Origin of the sequence: Nocardia sp. CA-128927 (assembly GCF_050955855.1) — a bacterium.
Lineage (GTDB): Bacteria > Actinomycetota > Actinomycetes > Mycobacteriales > Mycobacteriaceae > Nocardia.
On sequence record NZ_CP192087.1, the window covers coordinates 4040194 to 4054159 of the forward strand.

The following is a 13966-nucleotide window of genomic DNA, read 5'->3' on the forward strand; positions in this document are numbered from 1 at the left end:
GCATGTCGATCTCTGTGGAATCCATTGCACATCTGCGCCTCACGGTGTGTGACATCGACCGGTCGCGGGCCTTTTACGAGAAGGTCTTCGGATGGCCTGTGGCACTGGAGATTCCGGCTGATGCGGACGACGAGACCCGTCAGCAGCTCGATTTCCTGCACGGTGGGGTGATCTACCGGATGAAGCACGGGTTGATCGGACTGCGGCCGGTGGGCACCGATCCGTTCGACGAGAACAACGTCGGGCTCGACCATCTCGCGTTCTCGCTCGGGTCACTTGGTGAACTGCAAACTGCCGCAGCCCATCTCGATGTCTGCGGGGTGCAACGTGAGGAGATCAAAGACATCGGTGTCAGCTACATCTTGGAGTTCCGGGACCCGGACAACATCGCGTTGGAGCTGGTCGTTTCGAAGCTGTCGGCCTGAGGTCTGCGTCAGGCCGTCGGCGCCACGCGCTCGAGCTTGGTCCAGCCGGTCCAGCCTCGCTTGTTCAGCAGTTCGATCAGGCGACGGGTGGGCGGGGCGGTATCGAGCGCGAGGGTGTCGAGTAGGTCGACCAACGATGGCTCGATGGCGCCGCCGACATAGTCCTCGCCCTGGTCGTCGGCCAGCTGCGTGAGGTAGTCGGCCACCTTGTCGACCAGCTCGGTCAGCATCGGGTCGTTGTCGGTCCGGTCGAGGGCCTGGCTGAGGGTGCGATAGAAGTCGATGAGCGGCGGGTGGGTGATCTGCTCGCGCTTGCGTGCCATCAGCTCCGGGACTCGTTCGGGTGTGCGCGCGGCCAGCGGGATCCAGCCGTCGCGTTCGACCTGGATGATCCGCTCGTCGACACCGAGTGCCCTCAATTGGTCGAGAAACTCGACCACCTCGGATGGCAACGCCAGACTGTCGCCCGCGGCGAGCCGGGCGATCCGCTCGCGGTGGAGTTGCCGCTGCCGGATCTCGGCCTGAAGGCGCTTATCGATGTCGGCGACGGCTGCGGCGAACTCCTCCGGGTCGGCCTGGAGCAGCTCTCGCACGCGCGCCAGTGGGACTCCGGCTTCGGCGAGGGTTCGGATCTTGATCAGCTCGACCACGGTGCCGGGGCCGTACCTGCGGTAACCGGAGTGGTCCCGTTCAGGTTCTGGCAGTAGCCCTTTGGCGTGATAGTGCCGCACCGCGCGCACCGTTACTCCGGCGTACGACGCCAGCTCGCCGATGGTCAGCATCGAACAAGTCTCCTAGGTTTGGCTAGTCGCCCGGGTTTGCGCGCCCCGGATGATCTGGGCGATGTCCGGGGCGTGGGTGACGACCAACGCGTGCGTGGCGTCGAGCCAGGTTGTGCGGATCTGTGGCTGTTCCCGGGTGAGTCGCTCGATGCCCGCGCGCCACAGTCGATTGTGTCGCGGTGCACGTCCTTCGCCGCTGTCGCCTGCCATCGAGGTCGACATGATCAGGTGGATCGGGCGGTCGATCTTGCGGTACTGGTCGAGGATTCCGGACCCGACCACATCGATCTCGAGGTCGATTCCGGACCGCAGCACGTCCAGCTCGAGATTGAGGTCGAGGATTTCCTGCGCGGTGAGCAACACCTGACGCGGGGTGCCCTTGATGGTCTGCTGCCACGTCGCCAAGTCCTCCCACATTCCGCGTAACTCAGGCAGGTCGGCCGCAGTGATGAACGGTGCGGGCACCGGGTTCGCCCCATCGATGACCACGAGTTCGCTGAAGGCGTCGGGGAAATCGGCGGCGTAGTGCACGATCAGGTCCGCGCCGAACGAGTGACCCGCGAGCACCGGTGCCGAGGGCAGCCCGAGCCGTCCCACCTCCGCCATCACGGCAGCGAAATCGCCGAGCAACGCCTCGAAGGAGTACCGGTCGCCGGCCGAGGAAAGGCCATGACCTCGCAGGTCGAAGGTCAGCACATCGAAGTCGCGCCGCAACAGCTCGATGAGTTCGTGCAGTTCGGCCTGCGTCGAGGTCAGACCGGGGGACAGAACCAACGGCGGCCCTTCGCCGCCGCGAGACACCGGGATTGTGACGCCATCGTGGTGGACGGTGAATACGTTCGTAGTCATGCCAACCATGCTGAGCGGTTGACCCTGCGTCAGGGTCAACCCGGGAACGACTGCCCCGTTTGAGCTCAGCTCAGCAGGATCTCGAGGCTCGGTAGGACGTGGCTGACGATCGGGATGCCGACCATCGCGATGTGGATAGGGTCTGAAGGCATTGGGGTTTCCCTCATTTCAGGTCAGCGGCGGCGGCTTCGAGGTCGGCGATACTGCCCGACATGATCGTTCGCACGTGTTCGGTGAGGTGTTCGACGGGCCAGTCCCACCAGGCCAGCGCCAGCAGTCGGGCGATGTCCTTGTCGTCGTAGCGGGTTCGGATGAGGCGGGCCGGATTGCCGCCGACGATGCCGTAGTCGGGCACGTCGCCGGTGACGATGGAGCCGGTGCTGACGATCGCGCCGTGGCCGATCCGCACGCCGGGCATCACCGTGACGCTGTGACCGAGCCAGACGTCGTTGCCGACGACGGTGTTTCCTCGGTTCGGCAGTCCGGTGATCAGGTCGAAGTGGTTCGTCCACGAGCCGCCCATGGTGGGGAAGGGGAACGTGGAGGGTCCGTCCATGCGGTGATTGGCACCGTTCATGATGAACCGCACTCCGGTGGCCAGTGCGCAGAACCTTCCGATGATCAGCTTCTCGGGTCCGTAGTGGTACAACACGTTTCGGGTTTCGAACGCGGTCGCGTCGTCCGGGTCGTCGTAGTAGGAGTACTCCCCGACCTCGATCAGGGGAGAGGTGACCAGCGGCTTCAACAGCACCACGCGCGGCTGGCCGGGCATGGGGTGCAGCACCGTCGGGTCTGCGGGAAGCAGGGTGGGATCGTTGGGCACAGCGAAACTCCTTCGGTGCGTGCGGGATTGGATGTCAGACGGAGGCCGACGCGCGGAGGTCGAGGTGCGCGCCTCGCCAACGGGTACGTAGTCGTCGGTCGTGGCTGACGATTACGACAGCGCCGCGGTATTCGGCCAGCGCGGTTTCCAGCTCTTCGACGAGGCCGGGGGACAGGTGGTTGGTGGGCTCGTCGAGCAGCAGTACATCGACGGGTTCGCTGACCAAACGCGCCAACGCGAGGCGCTGCCGTTGACCGGTGGACAGGTTCTCGACGCGTGTGTCGAGCTGCGTGCGGTCGAATAGTCCTAGCGACAACAGCTTTTCGGTGTTGTGGTCGACTCCTCCTGTGCGTCCGCGGGCGAAGGCGGCCAGCAGCGTGTCGCCGGGTTCGGCGGGACAGGGCTCCTGCGCGAGGTAACCGATTCTGCCGCAGCGTTTTACAGTGCCGCTGTCCGGCGTGAGCGTGCCTGCCAGCACGCGCAGCAAGGTCGTCTTGCCCGCGCCGTTCGGGCCGGTGATCAGCATGCGGTCACCTGCGGCGATCGTGACACTCGTCCGGTCGAGCCTGCCCGCGACACCGATATCAGTGGCTTCGAGCACGCTGCCGTGCACCCGGCCGCTGCTTAGGGTTGGCGCGAAACGCAGTGGTTCCGGCGGCGGTGGCACCGGGTCCGCGAGGAGACGGCGTAACCGTTCCTCGGCGTTGCGGACTCGGCTGGCCAGCGACTGCTGCACTCGTCCACCGGCCCGGTCGTAGGCCATCTTGTTGTTGTCCTTCATCGCCCGGCCCGGTGCGACGTTGCGGGCCGTGGTGGCGGCAACCTCGCGCAGCCGGTCGGTATCGGCCCGCCATTGTTCGTGCGCCTGCGCCCACCGCTGACGTGCCGCCGCCTTCTCGGTCAGGAATCCCGCGTAGCCGTTGCCGTAGCGGATAACTCGGCGGCGGTCCGCGTCGACCTCCAGAAGAGTGGTCGCGATCCGTTCGAGGAAGAAGCGGTCGTGGGAGACCGTCACCGTCGTGCCGCGGCGGGTACGCAGGTGATCCTCCAGCCAGGTCAGGGCGTCATCGTCGAGGTGGTTGGTCGGCTCATCCAGCAGCAGCACCTCGGTGCCTGCCGCCAGCACCGCCGCCAGGCGCAGCCGGACCTGCTCGCCGCCGGACAGCCCGCCGACCGTGCGGTCGCGGTCGACCAGACCCAAGCCCAGGCCGTGCAGCGCACGTTCTACGCGGGCGTCGGCGTCGTAGCCGCCGCGTAGTTCGAAAACTGTTGTCAGCTCGCCGTATTCGGCCAGTCCTGCATCGTCCGCGGCCATAGCGACTTCGAGGCTGCGCAGCCGCTGTTCGATCGCTCGTAGCTCGCTCAATGCCCGATCGATGACCTGCTGAACGGTCATCTGTGGCGGCAGCTGCTCGTCTTGGGCGAGGTAGCCGACGCCGCCGTCGGCCTGCACGACGATCTCGCCATGATCCGGCCGTTCCCGTCCGGCGAGCAGACGCAGCAGGGTGGTCTTGCCGGATCCGTTCTCGCCGATGATGCCGGTGCGCTCACCCGCGGCGAGCGAACACGTCACCTCATCGAGAACGAGTCTGCCGTTGAAGGACTTGCTGACCGCGAGCGCGGTGATCTGGGTTGGCATGTACACACTCCGAAGCATTCGAGGACGACGCGGTCGTGGGGGACCACAGGGTCGGGTGAACGTTTCGGATGAGCATCGGCTGACCTCGCTAGTGCTACGGATGTTGCGTTAACATGTTGCCACAGCCTGCCCCGACGAGCAACCGGACTGCCGACGATGAGTTCCACACCGCCTTCACCAGGCGATTCCTCCGCGCCCCGACCTCGGCCGGGTGGTCGAACCGCCCGCATCCGCGACCAAGTCCTCGATGCGGTTCGCGCGGAGCTGACCGAGTATGGGTACGACGCGTTGACCGTGGACACGGTTGCCGCACGCGCGGGGGTGCACCGCACCACGGTGTATCGCCGCTGGCGCGACGTTGGCGGACTGCTCGCTGATGTCTTCGACGCGACGGCCGACATGGAGTGGCATCCGCGCGACACCGGTTCGCTGCGTGGTGATCTCGCGGCGCTGAATCAGGAGATTCAGGATTCCTTGCTCGAGGAGCCGTCGTTTGCTGCGGCGTTGATCGCGGTTTCGTTCCGGTCCGAGGAGGCGGCGCGAGCTCTGCGGCGGTTGTGGGAGGACCGGTATGTGCAGAGCGAGATCGTCGTTGAGCGAGCGGTTCGGCGGGGGGAACTCTCGGCTGATGTCGATGCGCGTGCCTTGCTGATCGCCGCTACCGCGCCGCTCTATCACCAGTTGGTGCTGCTGCGTACGCCACCTGATCCTTGTCTGCCCGACCATGCGGCTGCCGGTGCCGCGCTCGCCGCGCGTGCCGGTGCGTTCACGAACCTGCGCTCAGCGGACGCTCACTGACCGAGTCGGTCGCGAGTCTGTGCGGGTGGTCACCGAGCGACAGCGTTGACGTTGGAATGTGTTCCTGGAGTGGCGGTGTCGGGCACTAGATGGGCCGTGAGCAGGTCGAATGGTGGGTGACCGGTGTGTAGTTAAGTTGGTGAAGTTCAACTTAACAGTGATCTATCTCACTAGCCGGATGCAGATTCGAACGGTTGTCGTGATCATTGCTAACTACCGCGCGACGCTTGCTGTACCACCTATTGGGATGCGTCCATTGATGACCGGGGTTTGATGACTGCGCGAAAGGCGTTGTGCCGCAGTGGTTTATCTGCTTACCGCCAGCGATCCGGATTTGATGTTAGCGAGTATTCTTAGCAGGGGAGGCTGAGGGGGAGCTGAGAGAAGGGTGGGCATGTCGCCGATCCGGCTCGGCTGGCGTCCGTGGAGGCCTGCTCGTCGGGTGCTGGACCGCGTCCTGTCCTCGGGTGGTGGATTGTCGGATCTACAGCTGTGCAATCGATTTCGTCGATGCTGGAATTGGGCGTGTAGGCATTTCGGATGACCTGGCAAGCGGGGTTCGGCATTCTGGGGCTGAGTCCGGGCATCGATGGGGTCGCGGTCGAATCGTCTGCGCTACGGCAAGCATGTAGCTGCTTCCGGGTGATAAGAGTGTGCGCCAATGTTGTTTGGGAGCAGGAGATATGACGGTTGTGGAGCGCCGTAAGCATTGTGCTGTGTGTGGAGTCTGCCTTGAAAAATGTTGTGCGGCAGGGGTTTGTCGATCCTGGTGGCCGACTGCCGTTGGTTGACGGATGGATTGTGTGCGCGAGAGCCCTTGCAGTACCGACGAGTTCGGCCAGATCTCAGCTTCCATTGCGCGTCCTACTTCGGTGGCGCTGGTCGAATGCGTTTGTATCCCTGGATGGTTCGCCTGGCCGCTGTATCGGAATGGCTGGCCGTGAACTCAAATGGCTTGCCGTGGAACGAAGTTGAAGAATCAACTGCCTGATAGGCGCTAAATCAATGCCCCGGCAAGCGATGGTGTGATGTGTTTCACATTTCGTGTAGTTAGTGCACGATTGATTCCGCATGGAAGTGGATGAGAGTGGTTTGTGGCGTTGCTACGCTTTCGCCCGATTTGGGGATGGCCTATCAAGGGGATGGGCTCGGGTGTTGTGGAGTGTGATGAGGTTTCGCCGTCAGGGCGACGCGTCGATGCGTTGGTTCCCTGCTAGTTGGTATCGGGTGAAAGTGGTTTCGTGGTCGACTATCTTGGTCGCCGCGTTGATCGCGACATTGGTGCAGGTGGTTGTGTCGCCGCAGGCTGCTGCGGCACCGAAAGGAAAGAATCCGCGCGACGTTCCGCTGATGCTGTCGAAGGCGGTAGCAAAGCCTTCCCTGACAGGTAAGCAGTCGGAGCCGGAGGCCGACTTCACGCCATTGCTTGCCGGCGGTGCCGCGGCTGCTCCGGTGAAGAGTGGTTTCGATCCGAAGACGTCGAAAGAGTCGGCGCGGACCGAGGATTCGGTCGAGTTCACCAACGCGAACGGCACCAAAACGATGGTGCTGTCGCAGGTCCCGGTCAGTGTCCGCAACAGCAAGGGCGGTTGGGATCCGATCGATACCCGGTTGGTGGAGCAGAAGGACTCCAAGCGGGTTACCGCGGCGCGCACAGGTGTCGGTGTCGATCTGGCGGAGTTCGCCAACGACCCGAATCTGTTCCGGGTTAACCAGAACGGCACCCCGGTCACCCTGGAGTTGAAGGGTGCGGGCAAGGCCGGCCGCAAGGTCACCGGCTCGACCGCGACCTATGCCAACGCGCTGCCGAACACGGACGTGACCTACGAAGTGTCCGCGGCTGAGATCAAAGAGTCGATCATCCTGAAGTCCGCTTCTGCTGTGGGCGAGGGCCGTTGGGTGTTCAAGCTGAACACCGGTGCGCTGACGCCGATGGTGGACGGTAAAACCGTCAAGATCAGCGACAAAGCCGGCAAGGTGGTCGCCGCACTGCCCCCGATCGAGGTCTGGGATTCGGCCGGCAACGACAAGGACAAGAAGCCCTCGGCCCGCACCGGCGGCGACTACACCCTGGCCCGCGACGGCGAGGCGTGGAAGCTCACGGTCTCTGTCGACAAGAAGTGGTTGAAAGACTCCGCCCGCAAGTTCCCGGTGGTGGTCGACCCGACCTACACCTTCGGATTCGGCCAGCAAGCCGAAACGATCGCCTACCAGCAAGGCGCGGCCCCCTGCACCACCGACTGCGGCATCCGGACCGGCAACGCCCGCAACTGGATGGGCCAGAACGTGTTGTGGCGCTCGGCGATTCGCTACGACCTCGCACCACTCGCAGGCAAAACCGTGACCGGCGCGCGTCTCGACTTGAAGGTACCGAACCCACCGGTACCGCCGGTAGAAATGACAGCCGCGTCCCAGGTAACCCTGTTCCAAGCCAAATCTCCGCTTGGCTACGACGCACTCGGGGATCAGCTGGCTTCGGCTAGCGTCGGTGAATCCGGCTCGTTGACCGCGCCTGCGCTGACCACCTACCTCGGTGACCGCGTGAAGGCCACCGACAAGAACACCTGGTTCATGCTCGGCGGCGTCGAAACCACCAACGCCTACACCTATAAACAACTCCAGGCTGCGTTGATCGTCGACTACAGCGACGGAACCGGCACTAACCCGACTGACCCGACCAAGCCCACTGATCCGACCAAGCCGACCGATCCCACCAAGCCGACCGATCCCACTCCTGGTCCACAGGTGAATCTGGTTGCCCCGGCCGAGGACTCAGTGATTTCGACCGATATGCCGACTCTCGAAGTCAGCCCGGGACCGTCGGATACGAAGTACTGCTTCAAGATTTCCACTGGTTTCGATGGCCGCTCGGGCAGTGTGGTCGATTCCGGGTGCCTGAAGGTCCCGAAATGGACTGTCCCGCAGTTCGTGCTCAGTGATGGCGCGAAGTACACCTGGACGGTGGGCACGGTGCCCGCTGGCGGGTCGACGCCTTCACCGCAGAACTGGGTGGGTCATTTCACGGTGAACAAGCGGATCGGTGAGCCTGGTCCCGCACCGACCGACAGCTTCGGGCCGATGACCGTCAACCTGTTCAACGGCAACGCCAAGACCGAAATGGCAGGCCCGAAGTTCGAGGCCGTTGGTGGCTCCGCGGGCGTGACGTTCGCGTACAACTCCCGCCAGAACGGCGACGGCCACGGTGTTCGGGCCTCGTACTTCAACGACGCCGACCACAACGGTGCCGCTGACACCACGCCGATCATGGTGCGTGGCGAGGCACAGGTGAATCTGGATTGGGGCAATGTCTGGTCCAACGTGTCGGAGAATTCTCCGTTCCGGCAAGATCCGATGCCTGCCGCGCTGGACAAGCAGTGGTTTGTTATCCGGTGGGAAGGTTATTTCCAGGCACCTGTCACCGGGGATTACAGTTTCGCGGGCAACCATGCCGACGGAGCCAAGATTTGGGTCGACAACAAGCTCACCTACGACAATCCGAACTCCGCGAGTGTCGGCTCGGAGTTCAATACAGCATCGGCGAAGAATTCGACCGATGTCTCGTTGACTGCAGGCGCTCGGGTGCCGATCAAGGTCGAGCTGTATCACCGCAGCACCGCGAAACCGCAGATGGTGTTGTGGGCGAAAAGCACCACCGGCACGACGCAGCGCTCTCATAACTGGTCGCCGCGAATCGTATTGACCGATCAGCTGTACGCGCAGGATCCCTCGCCACTGCCTGGTGGCTGGACATTGGGTTTGATGGGCAGCGCCTATGTCTCGGCGGAGATGCTCGACGGTTCCGTTGTATTGACCGACGCCTCAGGCGGAAAACGTGCATGGTCGAAGGCATCGGCGGGCGGCTATTCACCACCGGTAAGCACCGACGGTGTCCTCGCGGTTGATCCCGGTGGCCGGGTCTCGGTCACCGAGAACGGCGTGGTGTCGATCTTCAACGTCGACGGCACCTTGGCGGCGGTCTCCGGCGTTGCCGACAGTAAGAAGCCCGCGTCCTTGCAGTATTTGTACAGCGGTAGCCCAGCGAGGTTGACGCAGATCAAGGATCCCGTATCCGGTCGGTCGCACACCCTGTATTACAACACCGATGACAGCGACAACTGCTACGGCGGAACCTCGCGGCCGTCCGGTTCCCATCAGGCTCCCGCACAGAAATTGTGCCGGATCAAGTATTGGGACGGTACCGAAACCCGACTGTGGTACGTCGTCGGTGCGCTGGCTCGGATCGAGAATCCCGGGTCGGAAATCCGTGACTACAGCTACCTGAATCTGGAAAACGCGAGACGCGATTACAACGAGGCAGGTAATAACACCGAGAAAAAGCAGAAGGCCGTCAACGCTGTCGGGTCTTTGGACGAGGTCCGAGACAGTCTGGCGGTGGATCTACGCGCGATCGATGCGGTAGTTCCCGGATATGAACGGTACAAGATCGAGTACGACTCGTTCTACGACGACTTATCGGGTACCCGGCCTCCGCATTCGCGGGCCGTCAGTGTCACCGGGCCGAACAATCGCGGTCGGGACATCGGGTCGATGCCGTTGCACAGGTACTACTACGACATCGAGAAGAAGAAGGCCTCGGTTGGGATCGCGGGCCTCGATGGCTTGTACCACCGAATTTCGACCTGGGATGACGCAGGACGGACACTCACAACGACGGACTCGAGCGGCGCCACTATTCGTGCCGAGTGGAATGCGAAGGATAAGGCGACCGCGTCGGTAGATTCCGCCGGACGCCGGAGCACGCTGGTGTACGACCACGCCGACCGTGTCGTCGACAAGTTCGGTCCCGCCGCGGCGGACTGCTTCAACGGTCAGCTTCCGAAAACGGAATGCGCGCAATCTATGCCACATACCCGCGCCGGGTATGACGAAGGGCTGGTTGGACTGGGAACGGCGATCTACGACAACCCCTATCTCTCCGGAGTACCCGACGTGTGGGCGACTGGGGTCGGCTCACCTGACGGTTCCCTGTCGCGGAATTGGGGGGCGTCCCCGCCGGTCGCCAACTCCGGCGGCTGGTCGGCCCGCTTCACCGGTGAAGTGACCTTCCCCAGTATCGGGAAATACGCGCTGGGGTTCTCCGTGGTCGATGGTGTCCGCCTGTGGATCGACGACGTCCTGCTCATCGACAGCTGGACCGACAAAGCCACCACCACAGTGACGGGCGAATTCAGCAACACCGTCGCTGACAGCAAGCACCGCATTCGAGTCGACTACTACAACCGCAGCGGCACCACCGGCGCGCTGAACCTGAACTGGACCCGTCCAGGTGGCGTTTCGGAGACCGTTCCTGGAGAGTATTTAGCTCCCAGGTACGGGCTGTCCACCAGCACGCACGTCATGGACACCTCCGGCGGCGGTGCTGAACGTGCGCCTTCCAAGCGGACGACGTTCAACTACGCCGACGCCGCTACCGCTATCGACCCGGTGCTCGGACTGGCAGTTTCGACAACCGCTGATCCAGAAGGAGCAAAACTCACCACCCGGACGAGTTTCGAAAAGCCAGGCGATGGGTTCCTTCGAAAACTGGCCTCGGCGCTGCCCGCAGGCGATATCGGCAACGCCGACAAGCGGGTCTCGACCAGCTACTACGGTGACACCGAAACTCGTGCCAACCCGTGCGAACCGTCATCGCCAGCGGTGAACCAAGGCGGTATGGCCAAGACTGTCACCAGCGCGAAACCTGGTGAGGCGGCGGCGCTGGTCGGCGAAAGTATCTACAACGCCGCAGGTCTGGTGGTCGCCAGTCGAATCGGTACCGGTGACTGGTCGTGCACGTGGTTCGACGCGCGTGCACGCGTGACGAAGACCGTTCAACCCGCCTTCGGCGGTAAGCCGGCGCGCACAGTCGTGACCGACAGGGCTGTGGGCGGCGACCCTCGGGTCAAGAAGACCACCGACGAGAGCGGCTCAGTGACGACCGTTATCGATCTCCTCGGTCAGGTCGTGAAATACACCGACGCCAATGGAGTAGTCAACGACGCCACCTACGATCTCGCCGGCCGACTGACCAAGGACCGCACGACTGTCAAGGGTGCGACCAGCGAACTCGCTTACACCTGGAATGACGTCGGTCAAATGGTCGGCGTCACCCTAGACGGAAAACGACTCGCCACTTCGACATATAACCCCGCAGGTGAGCTGGCAAATGTGGTGTACGGCAACGGGTCTCGGCTCGACGGCATCGGACGCAACGATACCGGCGCCCTCACCAGCCTGACATGGAAGACATCGGAATCGACCGTGGTCGACACCGTTACACGCTCGCGCAACAACCGGATCACCGACGACGTCGTGACCGTTGACAACGCACCCACCGCCGCCTACTCCTACACCTACGACACTGTCGGACGTCTTGTCGCGGCAAAGGTCCCGCACCACGACCTCACCTATGGGTTTGCGCCCGACAATGGTTGCGGCCCAGCCGGATCGGCTGGATTGAACACCAATCGGACCAGCTCCACCGACAGTCGCGATGGTGCTCCCGCCGAGGAGACCACCTACTGCTACGACAACGCTGACCGATTGTTGTCCACCAATGGTGCTTCGGCATTGCGGTTCGGCTACGACGTACACGGCGACGTGGTGAAAGTCGGCGGCGACGAACTCGGTTACGACGCCACGAAACGTCACGTCTCCTCCAAAACGCCGAGCGGCACACTGGTCGCGTATGAGTACGACGCCACGAGCCGGCTGAAAACTCGCACAGTCACCGGCGCGCCTGCGGCCAGTGACAACGGCACTACTCGGTACGGCTACACCACTGATCAAGACACCGCCGATGTGATTCTCAATGGCGACGGTGCGATGATCCAGCGCCTTGTCCCGCTGCCCTCGGGTGTGGTGCTGACCAAGAATTACAGTCCGCACCCACAGCCGGACACGACGAACTGGTCGTACCCGAACCTGCACGGTGACATCCTGTTCACTGCGGACGGCACCGCGACCCGATCGGCGGTGATCCGCCAGTACGACCCCTACGGTCAAAACATCGACCCGACCACCGGGGCGATCGGTGACATCCCGCTCCCGGCCACCGTGTCCGGTGGCATGGACTACGGCTGGCTAGGCCAGCATCAGCGACCGATCGAACACCTTGCGGGAGTGCAAGCGATCGAGATGGGCGCCCGCACCTACCTGCCCATTCTGGGTCGGTTCCTGCAAGTCGACCCGGTCTCAGGCGGCTCAGCCAACGACTACGACTACGTCTACGCCGACCCGATCAATAGCTTTGACCTTGCTGGCACATCGGCATGGAGCACGACGTTATCGGTGGCCACCAAGGTCGGCGATGTTGTCGCATTCGTGCCCGGGCCGATCGGCACAGTCGGAGCAGGCGTGGCGACGGCTGGAAATCTGGCGCAGGGTAAGTACTCCGAAGCGGCGACCAGCGCAATGGGCATGGTCCCCGGTGGCAAATTGGTGTCCACCGTCGCTAAAGCCGCCGGCAAGGAAGCATCTGCAGCTGGGAAGGTAGCGCAAGCCGCTAGCTGCGGATCTGGCGGCAATTCATTCACACCTGACACCTTGGTCTTGCTGTCCGACGGGACATCGAAGCCTATTTCTCAGATCCAGGTCGGCGACTCGGTCATCGCAACAGATACCGCGACGGGAAGTACCGGACCACAACCTGTAGTCGATGTCATTGTCGGCCGAGGCGTGCGGCACCTCGTCGAGATCGGAATCGAAGGGTCCGATGTGGCGATTACTGCCACGGCTGGTCATCCGGTCTGGGTCGAGAATTCGGGCTGGGTGTCCTCGATCGACCTCAAGGAAGGAGACTTGCTCCGCGGGGCGAGGGAATTCGAGTTTCGACGAGTCGCCTGGGTCAGCGATAAGGGAGACGTAGCAGACAGCGTCGTCTACAACCTGACAGTCGATGAAGTCCATTCCTACTATGTTCTACGTTCCGAATCATCGATCCTGGTCCACAACTGCAGGGTTGTGGGTGGCGCGCCAGGCAGCCGTCCTTATAAGGATTTCACTCCAGCTGGAAAGAGAATTATCGATGAACGGAATGCCGCTAAGTATGGAGGTGTGAACCGGTGTGAAAAGTGCAAGGTCGAGGTTGTGCCCGGGCAGCAACACACTCGAGGGTACGTTCCTCCCTCGAACGAGAGGCAACGTGACCATGTCGAACCGAGATCCAAGGGAGGATCCGGCACCCCAGACAATGGAGAAATCAAATGTCGAGCGTGCAACATCGAAAAGTCGGACAAACTTTTCCGCTGGGATGGTAATAGGTACTCCGTCGAAGGTATATCGCTGGACGAAGCTAACGGGGATGGACGTAAAATGAATGATTGGCCCAAGTCTCTGATTCGACTACCAGTCCATGATCAACCTGTCGAGCCCGCTATAGTCGGCTATCCATAAGTCTCTCGAAGGGCGGGTGTGTCAGTGGTGTCATCGTTTCGCGCCCCGGCTTGGATGGCCGGGGCGCGAAACGGCAAACTGAGTTGACGATCAATCGTAAGACTTGAATATCCAATTGAGCACGTAAACACAGCAAGGCGGACCATCATGACACTGTCGCGAGACGAGGCATTGGCGCTACTCACCGATCGCGCGTCAGCACGGCGACGGCGTGGAGCCCAAAGACTACGTACGCTCGCTGATCCGACTACATCAG

8 protein-coding genes are annotated in these 13966 nt (G+C 62.7%); 3 read left to right on the top strand and 5 right to left on the bottom strand.

Annotated features, from left to right (window positions below; all coding sequences use genetic code 11):
- Positions 1–2: 2 nt before the first annotated feature.
- On the top strand, positions 3–425 hold the full coding sequence (locus ACQPW1_RS19145) for a VOC family protein (protein ID WP_433664047.1): 423 nt from the start codon (positions 3–5) through the stop codon (positions 423–425).
- Positions 426–433: 8 nt separating this feature from the next.
- Here ACQPW1_RS19145 and ACQPW1_RS19150 read toward each other — a convergent pair whose 3' ends face one another.
- From ACQPW1_RS19150 to abc-f, 4 genes are all read right to left on the bottom strand, one after another.
- Positions 434–1207, bottom strand: a complete 774-nt coding sequence (locus ACQPW1_RS19150; protein ID WP_433664048.1) for a MerR family transcriptional regulator — start codon at positions 1205–1207, stop codon at positions 434–436.
- A 12-nt stretch (positions 1208–1219) separates the two neighbouring features.
- On the bottom strand, positions 1220–2056 hold the full coding sequence (locus ACQPW1_RS19155; RefSeq protein WP_433664049.1) for an alpha/beta fold hydrolase: 837 nt from the start codon (positions 2054–2056) through the stop codon (positions 1220–1222).
- A 163-nt stretch (positions 2057–2219) separates the two neighbouring features.
- Complete coding sequence (locus ACQPW1_RS19160; RefSeq protein ID WP_433665283.1) at positions 2220–2828, bottom strand: CatB-related O-acetyltransferase; 609 nt, start codon at positions 2826–2828, stop codon at positions 2220–2222.
- A gap of 85 nt (positions 2829–2913) precedes the next feature.
- Positions 2914–4518, bottom strand: a complete 1605-nt coding sequence (gene abc-f / locus ACQPW1_RS19165; RefSeq protein WP_433664050.1) for a ribosomal protection-like ABC-F family protein — start codon at positions 4516–4518, stop codon at positions 2914–2916.
- Between the two features lie 156 nt (positions 4519–4674).
- Between abc-f and ACQPW1_RS19170 the strand changes: the two genes are divergently transcribed.
- On the top strand, positions 4675–5316 hold the full coding sequence (locus ACQPW1_RS19170) for a TetR/AcrR family transcriptional regulator (protein WP_433664051.1): 642 nt from the start codon (positions 4675–4677) through the stop codon (positions 5314–5316).
- A 1181-nt stretch (positions 5317–6497) separates the two neighbouring features.
- On the opposite strand, the gene ACQPW1_RS19175 is transcribed toward ACQPW1_RS19170, so the two are convergent.
- Complete coding sequence (locus tag ACQPW1_RS19175) at positions 6498–6971, bottom strand: hypothetical protein (protein ID WP_433664052.1); 474 nt, start codon at positions 6969–6971, stop codon at positions 6498–6500.
- A gap of 916 nt (positions 6972–7887) precedes the next feature.
- Here ACQPW1_RS19175 and ACQPW1_RS19180 point away from each other — a divergent pair.
- Complete coding sequence (locus ACQPW1_RS19180) at positions 7888–13710, top strand: PA14 domain-containing protein (RefSeq protein ID WP_433664053.1); 5823 nt, start codon at positions 7888–7890, stop codon at positions 13708–13710.
- The last annotated feature ends 256 nt before the right edge of the window (positions 13711–13966 follow it).

Excerpts from the sequence above, each read along its gene's own strand:
- abc-f (WP_433664050.1), bottom strand. The coding sequence starts at position 4,518 with ATGCCAACCCAGATCACCGCGCTCGCGGTCAGCAAGTCCTTCAACGGC.
- ACQPW1_RS19160 (WP_433665283.1), bottom strand. The coding sequence starts at position 2,828 with ATGCCCGGCCAGCCGCGCGTGGTGCTGTTGAAGCCGCTGGTCACCTCT.
- ACQPW1_RS19145 (WP_433664047.1), top strand. The coding sequence starts at position 3 with ATGTCGATCTCTGTGGAATCCATTGCACATCTGCGCCTCACGGTGTGT.
- ACQPW1_RS19155 (WP_433664049.1), bottom strand. The coding sequence starts at position 2,056 with ATGACTACGAACGTATTCACCGTCCACCACGATGGCGTCACAATCCCG.
- ACQPW1_RS19180 (WP_433664053.1), top strand. The coding sequence starts at position 7,888 with ATGCTCGGCGGCGTCGAAACCACCAACGCCTACACCTATAAACAACTC.
- ACQPW1_RS19150 (WP_433664048.1), bottom strand. The coding sequence starts at position 1,207 with ATGCTGACCATCGGCGAGCTGGCGTCGTACGCCGGAGTAACGGTGCGC.
- ACQPW1_RS19170 (WP_433664051.1), top strand. The coding sequence starts at position 4,675 with ATGAGTTCCACACCGCCTTCACCAGGCGATTCCTCCGCGCCCCGACCT.